Origin of the sequence: Herbaspirillum sp. WGmk3 (genome assembly GCF_023952535.1) — a bacterium.
Classification (GTDB): Bacteria; Pseudomonadota; Gammaproteobacteria; order Burkholderiales; family Burkholderiaceae_D; genus Herbaspirillum; species Herbaspirillum huttiense.
The window spans coordinates 231,662-253,516 of the sequence record NZ_JAKYWT010000001.1 but is presented as its reverse complement, the minus strand read 5'-3'; the positions used below and the strand labels follow the sequence as shown (position 1 = coordinate 253,516).

1 protein-coding gene is annotated in these 21,855 nt (G+C 65.6%); it reads left to right on the top strand.

What is annotated here, in order from left to right:
- The first annotated feature begins 64 nt into the window (after positions 1 to 64).
- Positions 65 to 21,772 (top strand): Ig-like domain-containing protein, encoded by a 21,708-nt coding sequence (locus tag MKD49_RS00955; protein ID WP_252695187.1) that lies wholly within the window; start codon positions 65 to 67, stop codon positions 21,770 to 21,772.
- The last annotated feature ends 83 nt before the right edge of the window (positions 21,773 to 21,855 follow it).

Below are 21,855 nucleotides of genomic sequence, written 5' to 3'. Positions count from 1 at the left end.
CCATGACTCCGGACTGAAGACCATCCATACCAAATATCAAAATACATAAGAGAGGGAAATCACCATGACCACTACCGTCCTCAAGCTTTCCGAAGCCGCCGAGTTTCTGAAGAAAATCTCCATCCGTGCGATCAAGGATGTGCGCGCACTGGATGTGGATCTGCTGTTCGTCTTCGCCAATGGCGAACGCATCATCATCAGCGGCGGTGCCATGCAGGCCTTGAGCGCGCCCGATACCCAGCTGCAGTTCGCCGACGGGCAACTGCAGTTGGGACGGGTTTTCCAGCAGATCGACCAGATCAATGTCTCGCCCGAGGCCAACCTGACGGTCAGCTCCAAGGAAATCACGCGCTACAACCAGAACAACACCAAGACCGACAAGGTACGCAAGCAAGAGGACGAGTCCGACAAGCCGGTCATCGCCGAGGAAGGGGAAAAAGCTCCCCAGGCCACCCTGGCCAGCAGCGGCGATGCCGGCAATACGGCGGCTCCGGAGTTTTCACCGCTGAAGTCGCCCGACAACCAGCAGCAGCTCGCCGATGTCGAGATCAACTCGCAGCACGAAAAGAACTGGGGCGTGCAATGGCCGGTGGCCGCCGGCGTGCTGGCCTTGCTGGCAGCGGCGGGTGGTGGTGGGGGCGGCGGTGCTGCGGCAGCCAGCAATGCGGCCACCGGTGGCGGTGCCAGCAGCGGTGCCGGTGCCGCCGGCGGGGCAGCGTCAGGGACGGGCGCGTCCAGCCAGCCGGAGATCAAGCCGACCATCTCGGGCGCGGCCATGCTGGGCCCGCTCAACAATGCCACGGCCATCGCCTATGACGACCAGGGACATGCCATCAGCGCTGCAGCGCAGGTGATCGATGGCCATTACTCGCTGGTGCTCAACAAGCCAGGCTATCGCGGTACCGTGCTGGTGGTCATCAGCGACAACACCCCCGGCCTGCCCGACAACTATGCCGACGAAGCCACCCACAAGCTGACCGACCTCGGCAACACCGTACTGCGTGCACTGGTCACCGCCACCGGTGCCAGCCAGGACGTCAACGTCACCGCGCTGACCGAACTGGCCGTCATCAAGGCAGGGATGGACGTGGGCATGCTCAATCCCTCCGAAGTACCGGACCTCAGCGCCGAGCGCATTGCCGCGATCAACAATGCCGTGGGCGGTTTCTTCAAGGTCGATGCCATCGGCGGCGAAGTGGTGCCGACCGCCAGCCAGAATGTCAATGGCCAGGTGGTGGTCAATCCCGGCTTCAATCCGGGCATCAGCAGCGAAGCCTACAACTACGGGGCGGCGCTCAAGGCCATCTCCAACCTGTCTGCGCTGGACCCCAAGGCTTATCCGGCCCAGATCGACGCGATCAGGAAGCTGGCCAACGCCTTGCAGTTCGTCGACGACAGCAATAGCGCGCTGAAGTGGGCCACCAATGTGCGCGGCCAGTCACTGGCCTCGTCCAACCTGATGCAGTCCCACCTGTTCAGCGAACCGCTGCTCAAGATCATTCACGATCCGGATAGCACCGAGGAGGCGGTGGCCGCCGCACAGACGCGTTACGACACCCTGCAGAAGCTGGCCGGCGGCTCCACCGTGGCGGCCTACCTGCAGCAGAACCACGTCGCCATCGCGGAGCCGACGCTCTTGATCAAGCAGGCCGTCATGAGCAATCCCGAGCTGTGGCAGAGCGCGCCGCTCAGCTCCACCCTGCAGCTGGACCAGGGAGATTTCCTGGAAGGGGGCTTGAGCGTGAACACGCCCCCCTTTGCGGGCGTGAGCGTGGTCCTGGATGGCAAGGACACCCTGGGCCATGACCTGCGCATCAGCCTGCCGACCGCGCGGGCCGATGCGGCCGGTCAGGCGGTGCTGTTCTCCGACGACGAGACCACCCAGCAGCTGTTGCAGCTCGATCACTCCCAGCCCATCGTGGCCGAGGTGACCGTCTCGGACGGCTACAACAACCGCACCAACTACACGGTGTGGAAGAACAATGATGTACGCGTGGATCTCACCCCACCGGCCGGCATGACCAATTTTGCCGAGCCGGCACCCGCGCTGGTCACCGACAGCAGCTACAGCGGGCGGGGCGGCGATGACCCGCTGCGCGTGCCCGCCACGCAAGGCGACCGCGACAAGGTCACCCAGGACGGCAGCTTGCGTGTGCGGCTCACCAAGGCCCTCTCCGGCGACGAACGGCTGCAGTTTGCCGTGGCCACGGCGGCCGACGTCAACGGCCAACCCCTGTTCGGCAGCTGGAAGGAAGCCGGCAAGCTGACCCAAGGCGGCAGCAATGCACGCGGCGAGGTCGACTACATCGCCAGCGACGTGGCCAGTACCACCGGCAGCAACTGGGTCAAGGCACGCGTGGTGCAGGTCGGTGCGTCCTACACCGGCGGCTACGGCAATGCCAATACCGGTGCCGAGACGCTGCAGTTCACGCTGGATACCGTAGCACCTGCGCGTCCTGCCCTGCAGTTCGTGGCCGGCAAGGACGATGGCCTCAGCAGCGGTGATGGTGTGAGTCGCCAGCCGGGCGCGCAACTCTCCGTGCCGGGGATGATGGAAGGCGGCACCGAGCTGCACTTCCGCCTGGCATCAGGCAACGGAACCGATGCGCGCACGCTGCAACTGCTGCCGGTCAGCGGTGCCGCCCAGGACATCAAGCCGGATACCTGGTATCGCCTCAAGGCCGGTGAGCGCCTGCAGCTCAATGGCGACACCATCACCGGTAACGGCAAGGCGCAGATCGACTTGCGCCAGATCGATGTGGCCGGCAATTTCAGCGAGAGCACGCAGCGCTTCGTGGTCGATAGCAGCGGCCTGATCGAGCACACGGTGCTGCTGGCCAGCAGTGAAAAGGCCGTCAACGATGCCCGCTCGGCGGTCGCCGTGGCGCAAGCCGTATTCGATGCTGCCGATGCCCTGAGCCGGTCGGCCAAGCAGGCCGCGCTGGCCACCGCCCAGGCCGCGCTGACGCGCGCGCAGACGGCGGAAGACAACGCCATGGCGCAGGCCCGCGCCGCATTGGTCAACGCCGACGGCAGCACGCGCCTGGACAGCGTCATGGCCACGCCCGTCGACAAGAACTATGTGCCCGCCATCATCAATGCCGTGGCCGCCACCGCCGACCCTGACCAGGTCAGCGATGCGCTGTCGCTGAAGGCCGTGGTGAGTGCCGCGATCAAGGCCGCCGATGCGGCCGTGGCCAAGGCCTCGGTGTATGGCGACGATCCCGCCAACCCGGCACCGACACTGGCCGACTTCAAGGCCATGGGGGTGGTCGGCGTGAGCAATGCGCAGCAGCTGCAGAGCATCAACGATGCCCTGAAGGCCTTGCCGCAGGCGGCGTCTGATTCCATTGCGCAGATCCAGAATACGGTCAACGTTTACTACAAGGTACAAGCCCTGGCCGATGGCAAACCGGGCAACAGCGATCTGTCGTCCTATCCAGTCGCAGCTGACTATGCAGCGTTGGGCGTGGTGCCACCCCTGTCGGTGGCGGGGGCCCGCATCCTCAGCGGTGCCATCGATGGCAAGACGGCGGCCGACGTTGCCTCGGTGGCCGCCATCAGTGACCTGGCCCAGGCCGCCCAGCGCCTGGCGGCGCAGGCAGCGCTGCCGGCCGGACAGACGCTGCCCGATCCGCTGAAGACGGACGATTTTGCCCGTCTGGGCGTGACCGGTACCAGCGACGACAACGTGGCCGAAGTGGCCGCCAGCCTCAACAGCGTGCCGCAGGAGCTGCGCGCCAACGGCAGCATCGTGGGCGAGATTGATACCCTGGCCGAGGTCCAGGCGCTGGTCACGGGCAAGATCGGTTCCTTGCAGACCATCCTCAACTATGCCAAGGGCGTCAATCCCATCAATCCGCTGCGTCCTACGCAGACCGAGCCGGACCTGAGCGACTACCAGAGCGTACTGCTGACCGGCAACAGCGCCACGCAGGTCACGGCAGCCAACCTGGCCAGGATCAACAGTGCCGTCAAGGCGGTCGGCGTGGAGCCGATCTCGTCCTGGAAGAAGCTGGGTGCCCTGGTGCAGTCCTACAACCTGGTCCTGGCCGCCGCCGATGGCGTGCCCGGCAATGCACAGCAGCTTCCCGCAGCCGACGACTATGCACGCATCGGAGTACAGGCGCTGCAGACCTTGCTCCCGGCTGCCGGTGCGGCGCGCGGCAATGCCTTGAACCTGCTCAACCAGGTACTGGATGCGACGGCCCGCCCGGGGGTGGATAGCGTCGACAAGCTGCAAGCGCTGGCCAGTGTGGCCGCCCGGGTGCTGGCCTTGGGGGCAGGGCAGACGGTCGCGCTGAGCGCGGACGAACTGAATCAGTTGCGCCTGGCGACACCGGTGACGGCAGCACAGCTGCCGGTGGTGCTGTCGGGCATCGCCGGGACCGCCGATGACGGTGCCGGGCTGCGTTCTCCCGCCATGGTGAGTGAGGTGGCCGCCCGGGCGCTGGCGGCCTCGGCCAAGATCGTGGCGTATGCCGATGACGGCGAACAAGCTGCGCCGCTGTTGGCGGACTATCGCGCGCTGGGTATCCACGGTGTGGACGATGAATTGCACCAGAACGCCCTCAATTCCGCGTTGGCCACTCCCGCCGTGGATGGCCGGCAGGTGAGCGACCCTGCCCGTTTGCAGGACATTGCCGACGCCTTCGGCCGCATTCTGGGCCAGACAGCGGGAACGGGCGTGCAGCATGCCGAGCCGCTCCTGAAGGACTTCGCCAGCATCGGCGCAGCTGCGCCTCATGACGAGAACATCAAGGGACTCATCAATTCGGCACTGATCGGCAAGAACCCGCGCGACCTGCTCAACGTCGCCACGGTCAGCCAGCTGGTCATCGCCGGCAATGCCATCGGTGCGCTGGCGGCCGGCGACGACAGCGGCCTGAGTGGCAGCACCGCGGCCGACAAGGCCGCCGACCTCAAGGCCAAGCTGGGCATGCTGGGCGTGGTCAATCTCAACGATGCCCTGCAAGCCTCGGTCGCACAAGCCATCGTTGCTTCTGCCGATGATGGCAGCGGCATCAATACCCTGGCCAAGTTGCAGGCACTGGTGGACGCCGCACTGCAGGCGCAAGTGAAGATCAATGCCTATGCCGACGATGCCACTCACGCAGCGCCTGTGGTGGCCGACTATGCCGCCATCGGCGTGAGTGGTGTCAGTGGCGACAAGCTGGAGGCGATCAATTCGGCCCTGGCCAGCACGCCGGTGACATCGGCGCAGACCGCCACGCCGGCCCTGGTGCAGGGCATCGTGGATGCCTACTCCCGTATCCTGGCGGCGGCGGATGGCCGTGCCGGCAATGCCACTGCGCTGCCGCAACCGCAGGATTACCAGCGGGTCGGCCTGCCCGCCGATCTGGTGGCCGCGCTGCAACCGGATGCGCAGGGCAAGGCCTCACCCTTGCTGGACATGCTCAATACCTTGATCGACGTCGCCAGGCCGGCCAGCGTCAATACGCTGCCGGCGCTATCCCAGGTGGCGGCCACGGCACAGCACCTGATCGCTCAGGCCAAGGGTGGCATCGGCGATGCACTGGTGACCCAGGCCGAACTGTCCGGTGCCGGTATCACCGGGCTGGATGCGCATACCTTCCCGGCGGTGCTCTCCGCCATCGCCGCCAGCCCGGATGACGGTAGCGCCCTGACGGGTCTGCTGCCGGCCGGTGGTCTCAAGTTGCAAGCCCTGGCCGACAATGCGGCCAAAGCGCAGTTGAAGATCGAGGCCTATGCCGACGGCGTGGCCAAGGCCGCGGCACCGACGCCGGCCGACTTGCGCAGCATCGGCCTGGACTTGTCGGTCCACATGCCGCATGCGAGCCCGGAACTGGCCTTGAAGGCCCTCAATTCCGTGCTGCAAACCGTCACCATTGGTGCCGCGCAAGTGAATCCTCCGGCAAAATTGGCCGCCATCGCGGATGCCTATGACCTCGTCATGGCCGCTGCTGACGGCGCAGCGTCTGCCGATGGGACGACCAGCCCCGCCGCGCAGGCCATCACGGCCGATGTGCTGGTCAAACTCGGTGTGACCGGCCTGCCCTCCGCTGATCCGGCGGTACAGGCGCTGCTGGTGTCGAACATGCAGAGCGTGATCGATGCTTTCACGCCTGCGGCGGCAGCCGATGTCAGCAACCTGCAGGCCAGCGTTGATGTGCTGGTCAAGATCAGCCACCTGGCTGACGGCGTGGCCGGTAGCGCCACAGCTGCGGATCAGTTCAGCGATGCGCTGGCAGCCTTGCAGGCGGCCGGCGTCAACCTCGCCGATGCCACCGTCGCCAAGGCGGTGGCCAATGCCCTGGATGGGGCCGACTATGCCAAGCTGGCCAGCCCGGCCAAGCTGCAGGCCATGGTCGATGCCTATGCCCGCATCCTGGCCGAAGCCAACGAAGCCGAACCGGCTGCCGGTGGCTTGGCGGGCGATCTGGACAAGGTGCCCGATGCCACCCCCGGCAGCGATCCGTCGCTTGCCGAGTTCAGCGCCATCGGCGCGCATCTGCCGGGCCTGACGGTGAGCCCGGGCAGTGCCGCCGAACAGGACGCCCGGCTCAAGCTCACCGATGACGTTCTCAAGCGCAAGGCGCGTTCCCAGATCGATACCGTGGCCGAGATCGAACAGATCGGCCAGGCTGTCGACCAGCTCCTGCAGCTGGCCGCACAGCCAGCGGCCAGTGTTGTGCCGGTGCCAACCGACGATGACCGCGCCCGCTGGCAGGCCAACTTCCGCGCCCTGGGTGTGAGCGGCGTCGATACCGGCAGCGATGGCAACCTGGAACTGGTCCTGGCACGCGTGCATGCCGCCGGCATTGCCAGCTTCTCGACCGTGGCGCCGCTGCAGAACCTGATCAACGGCGTCAATGAAGCGCTGCTGGTGATCATGAACTATGCCGAGGACAGCGACCGCAACCCGGCGCCGACCGTGGCCAATTATCACGACGTGGGCGTGGACCGCGGCGTGGGGGCCGCCACGGTCGACAGCAGCAACCTGGCCAGCATCAATGCTGCCGTCGCCAAGCTGGAGCGGGGCGACGTCGATAGCCGCGCCAAGCTCAAGGTGATCGTCTCGGCCTACAACGCCATCCTGGCAGCTGCCGATGGCAAGAGCGGCGATGCCTCCGGTGCGGCCCTGCAGCCCGAGCAATACCTGGCCATCGGCGTACCGCTGAGCAATACGCTCATCGGCATGGGCAAGCTGGCCGGCCCCCTCGGCGGCACCAGGTCGCTGGAGAAGGTCGATGCCGACAAACTGGCCTTGTTCAACAGTGCGGTAGCGGCGCAGCGCCGCGAGGGCGTGGACACTCCCGACAAACTGGCTGCACTGGCAGCCACGGCGTCCGACCTCATTCGCACTGCCAGAGAGAGCAAGGATGATCCCGTGGTCGGCAATTCCAGCACCAGCCTGAGCCTGAAAAGTTTGCAGGCGCTCGGCCTGGGTGCCATTACCAGTGAAGCCGTGCAGGTAGCCTTCCTCGACGCAGTCCGGGTCAAGGGCAACAACATCGACCCGGCCACCAATCTGCCCAGCTCGGCAGACAATGCCGCCACCCACGATGTGAGCGGTGTGCGCAGCATCGAGCAACTCACGGCCATCGCCAACAGCTATGCCAAGGTGCTGGCTTACGTCAATGGTGCCGGTGGGGCAGCAGATGCACCGCAGCTGAGCGACTACCAAACCATCGGCGTGGCCATGCCGCACGCCATCGTGTCCACTGCAGTAAGCGGGCTGGCCCTCCTCAACAGCGCCGTACATGCACAAAGCGGCAGCAGCAAGATCGATAGCGTGGCCGAGCTCAATCGGCTGGCGCAGACCGTGGACCAGCTCATGCAGGTCGCCGCGGTCGCGCCGCTGCCAGATCGCTACCCGGTGCAATATCCCCCGGTCAGCAGCGCGCTCAAGCCGGCCGATCTCAGTGCGCTGGGCTTGACCGGGGTCGACGGCAACAGCCTGGCGGCCCTGCTCAACAAGCTGCAGACCACTGCTGATGACGGCAGTGGCGCGCTCACCGTCGCCGCGCTGCAGGGCATGATGGATGCAGCCACCGTCGCCGGGCGCAAGATCGTCCAGTTCGCCCGCGATGACGGCGGCGATGCGCCTGTGGTCGCCGATTTCGATGCGCTGGGCCTGCAACTGCCGGTCGATGGCAGCCGCAGCAGCACGCCGTACCTCAATGCCATCAACGACGCCCTGAAGTCGGCCAGCATCTCGGCCGCCCAGGTGCAGACGCCGGATCAGTTGCAAGGCCTGATCATCGCCGCCCAGCACGTGGTGGATGCCGCCAATGGCATCGCCGGCGATGCCTCGCCCAAGCCCGGCGCCGCCGATTTCATGGCCCTGGGTCTGGCCAAAAGCAAGCTCGACGCCGCCGGAGCGACCGGCGTGGCGATGCTGGCCGACACGGTGGACGCCAATACGCTGAGCGCGCTCAGCACCGATGAGTCCGGCCGTCCGATTGCCTTGCCGGACAAACTGGCGCAACTGCTGGATTTGATTCAGTCACTGATGGTCACTGCGGCCGGCGGCGTAGCCAATCCGCCGCTGGACCCGGTTCAGCTGGGCAAGCTGGGCGTGAGCCTGGCCAGCGTGGCGCACAATCCCGATGGCAGCCCGCAGAACTGGCCGGCGATCCTGGCGGCCATCGCGGGCAGCAGGAAGGATGGCTCCGAGGTCAACACCCTGGCCAAGCTGCAAGCGCTGGTCAATCGCGCCGACGCGGCACAGACCAAGATCCGGCTCTACGCCGACGACGCAGTCTCGGCCACTGATGTGGCCACGACGCCCTCGGCGGACGATTACCGCAGCATCGGCCTGGTCAACCCGGTGGCCGATGCCAGCGGCGTGCGCGCGCCGCTGGTCACGGCCGATAACGTGGCGGCCGTCAATGCTGCCCTGCGCACCGGCACGATCAACGCCGCCCAGGCCGACACGCCGCCCCACGTGAAGCAGGTGGTCGACGCCTATCTGGCCATTCTCGCGCGCGCCAATGGTATGGCGCCCGATACCGGCCCGGCCATCACCTCGGCGCAATTCAAGGCCATCGGCGCGGCCGTGGAGGGCGTGACTGCCCCCACCGGCAAGGCCACCGACGCCGCCGCACAGGGCTTGCTGGATGGCGTCATCGGCGGCAAGCTGCCGGAGGCCGTCAACACCCCGGCCAAGATCAATGCGCTGGGTGTGCTGGTCAACAAGATACTGGTGCAGGCCCAGGCTAGCGATGACACGCCGCGCCTGACCGTGGCCGAACTGGGCCAGTTGGGCTTGACCAGCGCCGATGGCGGCACGCTGGCAGCCCAAAAGCCGGCGGCCATCGCGGCGGCGCTCTATGCCATCCGCGCCGGTGCCGACAATGGCAGCGACGTCAATACCTTCGCCAAGCTGCAGACCGTGGTCTCCACCGCGCTCACGGCCTACCAGAAGATCCAGACCTATGCGGAACTGCAGGCGGTACCAGGCGGATTCCCGGAAGACAGCGGCCGTCCCACCGCCGACGACTTCAAGGCCATGGGCCTGAACGTGCCGGCCAGTGTCGAGGCTGACAAGGCCATCGGTGCTTCCGCTACCTTGCTCACGGCTGCCTTTGGCGCCGCCCAGATCGATACGCCCGCCAAGCTGCAAGCCATCCTCGACAACTGGGACAAGCTCTTTGCCCTGGTCAACGGCCGGGCCGATACACCGGCTCTGTCCGATACCACGCGAGCTGCGTTCAGTACCTTGCTCAGCGGGGTAGGGGTGACGGTCGATGCCGCCACTCGTCCGGCAGCGTTGGACCTGTTGCAGACCGCGCTGGACCAGCAGGCCAGCAAGTCCGTGATGAATACTCCGACCAGGCTGGAGGGCCTGCTGGCCACGGCACAAGGTCTGCTGACGCTGGCCGGCAAGGCACAGGTGTTCGCCGGCGATCGTCTGCCCACCAGCATGGCCGCTACCGATCTGGCCGCGCTGGGCGTGATGCCTGCCACGGCCTCCAATGCGGCCGCTGCTGCCGTGCTGAGCGCAGTCTCGGCGCAGGCCGCCAGTGCCGTCGACAGCCTGGCCGAAGTGCAGGCGCTGGCGAGCCAGGCCATCAAGGCCCAGGCCAAGATCAGTGCCTATGCCGATGACGCCAGCAAGCCCGTCCCCGGCGCTGCAGATTACCTGGCCATCGGCCTGGTCAAGGCCGATGGATCGGCGCTGGTCGGCAGCGACAATCTGGGCGCAGTCAACACCACGCTGGCCAGCAAAGCCATCACCGCCGCACTGGCTGGTGACCCCGCCAAGCTCAAGGCCATCGTGGATGCCTACGCTCATATCGTCGCCGGCAGCGTGGCCGGTGGCGCAGCGCCCTCGCTGGATGACTATGCGGCCATCGGGCTTTCTGGTCTGAATGTTCAGAACAAGGGATTGCTGGATGGCGCACTATCGCGGCTGGGCGCCGACAAGGTGAAGGATCAGTCACAACTGCAAAAAGCCGCCGATGCCGTTGCCAAGATCACTGCCGTGGCCGATGCCAGTGCCAATACCGAGGCCAGCCAGTTGCCGGTTGCCGCCGACTATGCGGCCCTCGGCCTGGACCTGGGGCATTCCGCTGCTGCGGCCGACCCGGATGGCTCGGGTGCAGCACTGCTGGGCAGTGCCATCGATGGCATGGCGCTGTCCCGCGTCGATACGCTGGACAAGCTGCAGGCATTGCTGGACGTGGTCAACAAGCTCATGGACAGCGCCGCGCGCCTGCCCGGCACAGCCGCGCCTGGCGTGGCCGATCTGCAGTTGCTTGGGGTGGACATCAGCAGCCGGACCCCGGGGCAGCAAGGGGCCATCCTGGCGGCCATCGGCACCAGCGGGACCGACGGCAGCCAGATCAAGTCGCTGGCCGCAATCTCGGCGCTGGCGCAAAAGGCGGTCGATGCCCTGGCCAAGATCAGTGCCTACGCCCAGGACAACACTGGCGCCACGCTGGGTGTACCCACCGCCGACGATTACACGGCCATGGGCGTCTACGGTGTCACAGGCAGCAGTGTGTCGGCCATCAATGCGGCTCTGGCGACGACGGTCGTGGACGGCGTTCGCGCCAGCACCCAGCCGCTGGTGCAGGCCATTGCCAGCACCTACATGAAGATCCTGGCCGCCGCTGACGGTACGCGTGCCACGCCCGATCCGATCGGCACGGGGGCAGTACCCACCGAGACCGAACTGGAAAGCATCGGCGTAGGCGTGAGTGCGGCCACCAACAGCCACACCATCAGTTTGCTGGCCACCGCCCTGGACGCGCTGAGCCGCGACCAGGTCGCCACGCCCGCACGCATCGATGTGGTCAGTGCATCGGCCGGCAAGATGATCGCTGCCGCCGGCAACGCGACTGCTGCGGCCCGATTGAGCCTCGATGATTTCAGCAACCTGGGCGTGCAGGGGCTCGATGCGGCCTTCCTGCCCAGCGTGCAGGCGCTGGTGGCCGGCAGCGACGTCAACCGGATCGACAGCAGCACCCGCCTGCAGGGCCTGGTGGATGGCTTGCTGAAGGACTTGAAGATCATCCGCAACTATGCCGACGGCGTGAACAATACCGACGCGGCGCTGGGCGCGGTGGACCGCGTGCTGTCTCCCACGGTGGACAACTATGCACGTGCCGGCGTGAGTGGCGTCAGTGCCGATACACTTGCCTGCATCAATGCCTCCGTCAAGGCCCTGGCCAACTCCAGCCTGGTGGACAGCAAGAGCAAGCTGCAAGCCATCGTCGACGCTTACCAGCATGTGCTGCAGGCCGCCGATGGCGTGGCCGGCAATCTGGCTACGCCCATCACCCGCGAAGAACTGCTGCGCATCGGCGTGCCGGCCAACCGTCTGCCGGACTCGGCAGCACCTGGTTTGTCGCCCTCCGATGCCGCGCGGGCGCAGGCTACCCTCAATGTGCTCACCAGCGCGCTCGATGCGCAGCCGGCTGACAAGAGCACCGTCTCTACGCCTGCCAAGATTGGTGACCTGGCAGCGCTTGCCGGCCGGGTGGTGGCGTATGCCGCCGGTAGTGCAGGGGCGGCCGCACCCACCTCGGGCGATTTGCAGACGCTGGGCGTGAAGAACCTGATGGCCCAGATCGACGGCGCTACGCCCTCCACCCTGGGACTGGTCAACTCCGGCCTCAAGGCCGTCACGCCCGATGCGCTGCCCGGTCTCAACCTGGCGCAGATCCAGACCATGGCTACGGCGGCTGCCAAGTTGCGCAATCTGGCCTCGGCCAGCAGCATCATGTCCGACGCCAGTCGTCCGGCAGCCGATGCGGTCAATGCGGATGGCACCCCGAAGCCTGGAGCACCGCTGACCGTGGACGAATTCCATGCGCTGGGCATGGGCGTCGATAATGGACCGGCCCACGTCAAACTGCTCAATGAGGTGTTCAATGCGCGGCCCAATTTCGCCTCGGTGTCCGACCTGGGCAAGATCAATGCACTGAACCTGGTGGACATCGTCAATCGCGTGATGCGGCAGGCCGATGCCGATGTGAAGCCGGAGAACGCACCCGCCGCTATCACGGTGGCCGAACTGACCACTCTCGGATTGAGCAGTACCGGTGCCAACGCCGACGTCAATGCCGCCTCGCTGTCGGCCTTCATGGCCGCCCTGAAGGCCCATGCGCCGGCCGATGTCGATACGCTGGCTGAATTGAAATCCATCGGTTCCGCTGCCCGTGCGGCCCAGGCCAAGATCATGGCCTATGCCGAGCGCCAGAGTTCGGGTGCCGTGGCCCAGGCCGGTTCGGACAGCATCACCCCGGTGGCGCAAGACTTTGCTGACATGGGCGTGGTGGGCGTGGGCAAGTACGCCAGCGCCACGCCGGACCGCCCGGACGCCATGCCCGAGGGCCTGTTTGCCGTCCTCTCGGCGCTGGCCACCAGCGCCGTCAATGGCACGCGCGCGGCGACGGCCGAACTGGTGCAGGGCATCGTGGACAGCGCCGGCAAGCTGCTGGGCCTGGCCGATGGCGTGGCCAATGCGCCGGCAGCAGCGCCCATCCTGGAGGATTACCGCCTGCTGGGTGCCGACCTGTCCGGCGTGGGCCGGGCCAGCGCCAAGAGCGATTATTTGTCGCTGCTCAACTCGGTGGTCGATGGGCGCAAGGCCGAGGAGGTCGATACCCCCGCCGAAGTACTGGCCTTGGCCGATACCGTCGCATTGGTGCTGGATAGCCCTGCCGCCGTGGGAGGCAGCGCTCCGGCCCGCACCGACCTTGAACGGCTGGGCGTGACCGGACTCAGCGACAAGGACATGCCTGCCGTACTGGCCAAGCTGCAGCAGCTGCCGGCCGACAAGCTGGCGAGCATCAATACCTTGCCGGGACTGCAAAGCCTGGTCGACAAGGCCGTGACGGCACAGGACAAGATCCGTGACTATGCCAGCGACAACACCCGCCCCATGCCCATGGCGCAGGACTACGCCGACATGGGCGTGCTGCTGCCAACCGCGCCCAAGGCCGTGGCTGACAGCATCCTGACCGCGACCAACAAGGCGCTGGCTTCCGGCCCGGTCGGAGCCGACCAGGCTGGCACGCCCGATCTGGTGCAGGGTATCGTCAACAGCTACGCCAAGCTGCTGGCCCTGGCCGATGGCAGCCTCGGCACCGCCGCGGCCGATCTGCCGGTCGCCCAGGACTATGTCCGCGTGGGTCTGGACAAGACCCTCACCGACAAGCTGGCGAACCCGTCCAACCTGCTGTTGCTGAACCAGCTGGTCGATGGTGCGGCCAATCCGTCTGCTGTGGACAGCCCCGCCAGCCTCAGCGCCTTGGCAAGCGTGGCCAACAAGGTGCTGGCGATCGCCGCGCAGCAGACCGGTGACGTGGTCTCCCCGGCTGATGCCCTCAGTGCGGCCGACTTCAAGGTGCTCGGCATCAATGGACTGACGCCCGTGGAAAGCGATGCGTTGGTGGCGGCCTTGCAGTCGCGCACGCAGCCGGATGTCGATACGGTGGCCGAGCTGCAGAGCGTGGCCAATGCTGCCCGCGCGGCCATCAACCGCATCGTGGCCTATGCCGACAGCAACGCCGGCGATGCCCCCACCGTGGCGGATTTCCAGACCCTGGGCGTGACCGGCGTCATCGAGGTCGGTGCCAATGCCAACAAGGAAGACATCGTCGCCGCCCTGGCGACGTCCGCTGTGGATGGGCCGCGCGTCAGTTCGGTGGCGGGCATTCAGGCGCTGGTCGACAGTTACGCGCGCCTGCTGGCACAGGCCGATGGCGTGCCCAGCAATACGGGGGACGGCAAGCTGGCGCAGCAGGGCGATTTTGAGCGTATCGGGGTGGATCTCTCGGGCATCCTCGCGCTCGACAGCGGCGCGGTTGGCGCAAGTGCCAATATCGTCCAGCTGCTCAGCTCCATCGTCGACAGCCGTACCGCTACCGAAGTCAGTACGCCCGCCAAGATCAGCGCACTGGCCGATCTGGCCATCAAGGCGGGCCTTGCCGTGCAGGGTGACAATAGCCGGCCGATGACGGCGGAGGACTTCGCGGCACTCAAGATTTCCGGTGTCAATGCCGGCAATCTGGACAAGGTACGGGCACAGCTGGCACGGCAGGCCGACGATGGCAGCAGCGTCAACACCTGGGCCAAGCTGGCCGACGCCATCTTTACTGTCACCAACGTGCCGGCCATCAATACGGTCGCCGGTGACGACATCATCAACCTGGCCGAGCGTACTGCTGGCGTCACCCTGACCGGTACCGCCGGCAAGGACGACACGGTGACCCTGTTCTATCCGGATGGCAGTGTCATCAAGAGCGGCATCCCCACCCGCGATTCGGGCAGCGGCACCAGCGTGTGGAACTGGAGCTATACGCTCACCGCAGCCGACTGGCAGGCGCTGGGGGCGGATGGTGCCAATGGTGTGGAAAAGATCATCGGCATCCAGTCGCACAACACGCTCAAGGGACTGGACTCCATCCGGGTGACGCATAGCATCACGATCGATACCACGCCGCCCGTGTTCACGGCGCCGTTGGCGCTGGCCAGCGATACCGGTATCCCGGGTGACGGCATCACCAGCGTCGGCAAGGTACTGGTCTCCGGATTGGAAGCCGCTGCCCGCTGGGCCTACAAGATCGATGGCGGCGACTATCAGCCGGGTACCGGGGGCAGCTTCACCATCGCCGGCGATGGCGCACACAGCGTCAAGGTGCGCCAGACCGACCGCGCCGGCAATGACAGCGCGGAGCAGGTCCTGGTGATGACCCTGGATACGGCAGCGCCCGCCAAGCTGAGCGCGACCCTGGCACGCGATACCGGCAGCAGCGGCAGCGACCGTCTGACCAGCGACGGCACGCTCAACGTCAGCGGTGTCGAGAGCGGTGCCAGCTGGCAATACAGCCTGGACAGCGGTAGCACCTGGAGCAATGGCAGTGGCGGCAGCATCAGGATCAAGGGTGCAGTGGACGGCGCTGGCAACGCCGACGGTGCCAAGAAGGTGGTCGTGCGCCAGACGGACGTGGCCGGCAATGTCGGTGCCACCAGCGATGCGGTCAGCTTTACGCTCGATACCACGCTGCCGGCCAAGCCTGCCTTGGCGCTGGCCAAGGACAGCGGCAACGCGAGTGACCGCATCACCAATGAGGGTACGGTCAACGTCAGCAAGCTGGAGGCTGGTGCCAGTTGGCAGTACAGCCTGGACAACGGGACCACCTGGCTGGACGGCACTGCCGCCAGCTTCCGCTTTGCCGGCACCGCCGATGGCAGTGGCGGCAGTGATGGTGCCAAGAACATGCTGGTACGCCAGACCGATGCCGCCGGCAACGTCAGTCCCAACAGCGACAAGTTCAGCTTCACCTTGGACACGACCCCGCCCGCAGCGCCTTCGCTGGCCCTGTCGGTCGACAGCGGCAATCCGACCGACAAGATCACCAACAACGCCACGTTCAATGTCAGCGGAATTGAAACCGGGGCGAGCTGGCAATACAGCCTGGACAGCGGCACGACCTGGAGCAATGGTTCAGGCACCAGCGTCAAGCTGTCCGGACTCCCGGACGGCAACAAGACCATGACCGTGCGCCAGATCGACGTGGCCGGCAACGTGGGCAGCAGCAGCGATGCCGTCAGCATCACGCTCGATACGGCGGCCCCGGCCAAGCCCGTGCTCACTTTGGCACGCGACAGTGGCAGTTCAGCCACCGATCGCATGACCAATGACGGTACCGTCAACGTCGCTGGACTGGAGGCCGGGGCCACTTGGCAATACAGCCTCGACGCCGGGAGCAGCTGGAGTAATGGCAGCGGCACCAGTGTGCGAGTGACTGGCGCGGCCGATGGCAATGGCAACGTCGATGGTCTCAAATCGGTGCTGGTACGCCAGACCGATATCGCAGGCAATACCGGCCCGGTGAGCGACAGCTTAGGCTTCACGCTGGACAGCACCGTCCCCGTCAAGCTGGCGCTGTCGCTGGCCCGGGATACCGGCGTCATCAACGACATGATCACCAGCGATGGTACGGTCAACATCACCGGACTGGAGACGGGGGCGACCTGGCAGTACAGCGTGGACAACGGCATCAACTGGTCGCGCGGCAGCGGTACCAGCTTCCTGCTGGGCGGCGATGGCAACAAGAACGTGGTGGCCCGGCAGATCGACGTGGCCGGCAATGTGGGGCCGGTCAGCGATGTCTTCAGCTTCACGCTCGATGGCGGCGCGCCGCAGCAGCCCGCCATTGCCCTGGCCACTGACAGTGGCAGCTCTGCCACCGACAAGCTGACCAATGACGGCACGGTCAAGGTCAGCAAGCTGGTGGCCGGTGCCAACTGGCAATACAGCCTCGATGGCGGCAGTACCTGGAGCAATGGCACTGGTAGCAGTTTCAAACTCAAGGGGGCGATCGATGGTGGCACCAATACCGATGGTTTGCGCAACGTCGTGGTTCGCCAGACCAATGCCGCTGGCAATACCAGTCCCAACAGCGACACCCTGAGCTTCACCCTGGATACTACCGCGCCGGTCAAGCCGGGCCTGTCCCTGCTGGCCGACAACGGCAGTTCTTCCAGCGACGGGATTACCAATGACGGCACCGTCAAGGTGGAAGGCCTGGAAGCCGGTGCAGCTTGGGAATACAGTACCGACAGCGGCTCCACTTGGGTCGCCGGCAGCGGCAGCAGCATCAAGCTGACCGGCGACGGCAACAAGGCCGTCCAGGTGCGCCAGACCGATGCAGCGGGCAACAAGGGCGCTGCCAGCGACAGCTTCAGCTTCACGCTCGATGCAACCGCGCCTGCCAAGCCGGTGGTCGCCCTGGCCAATGATAGTGGCAGCTCGCCTACCGATCGCATTACCCAGAATGGCACCGTCAACGTCACAGCGCTGGAAGGTGCTGCTCGCTGGCAGTACAGCACCGACAACGGCACCACCTGGACCGATGGCAGTGGTGACAGCATCAAGTTCAAGGGGGCAGCCGACGGCACCGGCAACACGGATGGTGCGAAGAAGGTGCAGGTGCGCCAAATCGATGTGGCCGGCAATACCGGCGCTTCCAGTACCGTGCTCAGCTTCACCCTCGATACCACGCTGCCAGCCAAGGTCAATGCGACCCTGGCCAAGGACAACGGGGCGTCGGCCAGCGACAAGATCACCAATGACGGTACGGTCAATGTGAGCGGGCTGGAAGCCGGGGCGGTCTGGGAATACAGCACCGACAACGGTACGACCTGGACCACTGGCAGCGGCAACAGTATCAAGCTGAAGGGCGCCATCGATGGCACCGGCAACAGCGACGGCCTCAAGTCCATCCTGCTGCGCCAGCTGGATGTTGCAGGCAATGCCGGTCCTGCCAGCGATGCCCTGTCGTTTACGCTCGACACCACGCTGCCTGCCAAGCCGGTACTGGTACTGGCCACCGACAGCGGTGTGGCCGGTGACAAGATCACCCGCGACGGCACCCTCGATATCAGTGGCCTGGAGAGCGGCGCGACCTGGCAATACAGCACCGACGATGGCGCCAACTGGACCCGTGGCACCGGCAGCAGCGTCAAGTTGACCGGTGATGGCGTCAAGAAGGTCGTGGTACGCCAGACCGACGTGGCCGGCAACAACAGCGTCAAGAGTGACACCGTGGAGTTCACGCTCGATACCAAGGCAGATGCGCCGACCATCCTGCTGGACGCCGCGGCCGGCAAGACCGCAGGCGGTGCCAGCATGACCACCTCCGGCAGCTTCTCACTGAGTGGCGTGGCAGAGAAGGGTGCGCAGGTCGTCGTCAAGCGCGACGACGGGGCGACGATGGGCACGGTGACAGCATCCGCCATCGACGGTGCGTGGTCGCTGAACTTGTCGGGCAGCCTGACCATCAGCGGACTGAAGAAATCCGACGGCAGCAACAGCAGCGCGAACGGGACCTACAGTCTGCTCTCGGCAGCTGAGCAGTCGGCGCTGCTCAACGCCTTCAGCGGCGAGTTCGTGGGCAGCGGCAGTGGCTTGCTGGATCTGTCCAAGCCGGTCTATCGCATGGGCAGCGATGCCGCAGCCTGGTATGTGTGGGCTGCGCAGGAGGGCGGCTACGTCATCTCGCACCGCTCCGGCAGTGATGAATGGTACCGTGAAAGCACGGCGGCCGGCCTGCCTGCCGGCCAGCCGGAAAAGGTCGCGGCGTGGACCGGACTCGATACCACCGCGTCCCTGCTGCTGGCCGAAATGCTGCAAAACGGTGACGACAGCGACAACGAGGTCCCGCTGTCCGGCGTGAGCGTGGTCAGTGCCAACGGCACTCGCGACATCGCGTGGGGCTACACGGCGGAACAGACCGACTTAGCGGGCAATGTCAGCCCCAAGGGCAGCCTGAGTGTCATGGTCGACACGGCCACGCCGCCGGTGCTGGACATGGATGCCATCACCACGGGCATCCAGGCCAGTGCCCAGCGCCTGAGTTCAGCCAGCGAGCTGCGTGCGGGAACACCCTTCGTGGTCAATGTGGTGCCCCCGGCCAAGGCCACCGCCTCGGCCATCGACGTGGTCTTCAGCGGCCCCGGCCTGGATCTGGCCAATGATCGCCTGTTGCTGGATGCCTTGGTCGCGCTGGACGCCAACCTGGCACCGGTCAGCGGCAAGACCGTGGGCGGCGTGGCCGATGTCAGCTACGTCTACACCACGGCAACGCGCACCCTCAATATCACGAAGTCCAAGGGCGGTACCTTCGGCGTTGCCGAGATCGAAGCCATCGTGGAGAGCATCAAGCTGCAGAACCTGACGCCCACGGCCGGCAGCCGCGTCATCACCCTCAACCTGCGTGACGATGCCGGACTGGTCGGCCCCAGCATGCAAGCCATTCTCTCAGTAGGCAGCGATGCCCTGATGCTGGATCTGGATCCGGGTACAGCCGGATTGCAGATCAGTTCCAGCCTCAACCTCACCGATGCTGCACAACTGGCAGCTGGAGTGGCCTTTGACGCCAGCGTGGCCGCGCCATCCTTGACCCAGGTGGCGGCGATCAAGGTCGTGCTGGGCGGCGCGGGACTGGATCCGGACAACGACCGCTTGCTGCTCGATGCGTCACTGGCCCTCAACGCCGACCTGGCTACAGCGGGCGGCAAGACCGTCGGCGGTGTCGCCGGCCTGAGCTACGGTTACGACAGTACCAGCCGCACGCTGACGCTGCGCAAGGGCGACAACGGCAACTGGAGCGGTAGCGAGCTGCAGTCGGTGGTGCAAGCCATCAAGCTGGCCGGCTCGAGTACGCATGACGGACTGCGTACCGCACAGGTCAGCCTGGTTTCCGCCAGCGGCGAGACGGGCAACCCGTCGACTGCCAGCATTCGGTTCGATACCCACGCCCCGGTGCTGGATGCCGATACCAGCCGGGTCGATGTACAGACCAGTTCCTTCAAGACGCTCAACGGGGCCAAGGCCGTGGCCGGAGAAGGCTTGTTTGCGCACGACATCGTGGTCTGGCCGACCAGCGACATCAGTAGCATCGTCATCAGGATGGACGGTCCACAGCTGAACCTGCAACATGACAAGCTGCTGCTGGATGTGCCGCTGGCACTCGATGCCAGTCTGCCCTCGGTGACCGGAAAGACGGTGGGTGGTGTAGCCGGGCTGACTTACGGCTATGAAGGCAGCGGCCATCGCCTGAGCATCAGCAAGAGCTCGGGGGCCGCCCTGAGCGGGCTGGAGGCACGCGCCATTCTCAAGGCCATCCAGTTCCAGAATGCGACCCCCAGCGCAGGGGACCGCAGCGCCTCGATCACCCTGACGGACCAGGCTGGCAACAGCAATACCGTCGTGGCGAACCTGTCGGTGGACCTCACGCTGCCCGCCAGCATCAGCGCGGCGCTGGTATCCGGCAAGCAGGTCAGCTACAAGACCTTGACCGTGCCGGACATCATGGGTAGCACCAATCCCCATAACCTTCATTCGGGTGAAAGTGCCGATCTCACCAGCCTGCTGCCCGCGGACATGACGGCAGCGAGCTTCATTTCCTCGCTCAAGGGGATGTATGCGGAATGGGGCGGAATGGCCATCACGACGAATGACAACACGACCGAGAAGCACTTCAACAGCGTGTATTCCTTCCCGAATGGCTTCGGGTTGGGAACCACCTTCGCCGTGGTGCATCAGGGTGGGCCCTATGCCAAGGGGGAGAATTTCAAGTTTGTTTCCCCGGATGGCCATCAACTTCTGCTCAGTGCGCTGGATGGCTTCTATGCCGCCAATACCGATGTCTTCTCCTACAAGTCGCCCACTGCCACTCAGAACTACGATATCGGCAATGTGCGCCTGCTGTATCAGGTGACGACCGACAATCCGAGTTCGCAGCCGACCATCAAGGTCAGCTATGACGGCACCAAGGCCAGTGCCGGTGATGTGATCGGTTTGTATGAAGGCGACAAGTTGCTGGGCAGCCGCACCTTGACGGCTGCTGATGTGGGGACAGCCGGCATGACGCTGGATGTGACCACTACCGGCAGCCTGAGCGCCGGCGAGCATGTCATCCAGACCAGATTCAGCGACACGGCAGGCAACTTGGTGGTGGGCAACGATGTGCATGTCACGCTGGCAGCTGGCGCGGTGGCACCGTTGCTGGGCAACCTGCGGGTCAACGGCGAAACGCCGGATACCCAGCCCATCAACGCGTCGAGCACCAAGTACGCGATGATCGCCGAGACCCCGACCAGCGCCGCCACCTTGACCGGCCTGGATCAGAACCTGACCTTCTCCGGCACGGTCGGCGGGGCGGGCACCAACGATACTTACCTGATTTCGGTGAGCATGGGCGGCAAGGTGATCGTGTTCGGCGAGGTCAAGGCCGGCGACTTCTCGCTCACCACGCCGGCCAACGTGCTGGCTCCCGGCATGTACCACGACCTGACCATCACCGCCACCAACACCAGCGCCGGTGTCAACAACGGCCAGACCACCGTTGTCCAGAATCAGACCCTGGGCTGGTACTGGGTACCGCAGAAGCTGGAATCCCTCAAGGGCGGAGCCGGGGACGACCAGATCCAGCTGTCGGTGACGGCCGGCGGTGCCAATACCGTGGTGCAGACTGGCATCGGCAAGGATACGTTGGTGTTGGGCGGTTTCGGCACCAGCGATTCGAGCAGGCTGGTGGCAACGGTCTCGGACTTCACCCTGGGGCAGGACAAGGTGGCGGTCTTCGCTCAGAACGTCACCAAGGACAATCTCAGTACCTATGTCCAGGCTTCCTCCTACAACACCAGTTCCACCAAGCTGGTGGTCGATCTGGATGGCGCAGGAGCGGGCAATACGGTCTACACCCTGTATCTGCAGAACCTTGCCTACAACCCCGGCAATACCCACACGATCTTCGGCGTGTGAGATGAAGCAAGGCACCCGGGATCCCAAAGCAGCAAAACGTATCGGTCCGCCAGCGTTCGGACCGATGCCGGAGAACCATGCAG

Bases quoted from the DNA above. Each gene is read 5' to 3' on its own strand.
- MKD49_RS00955 (WP_252695187.1), top strand. From the start codon at position 65: ATGACCACTACCGTCCTCAAGCTTTCCGAAGCCGCCGAGTTTCTGAAG.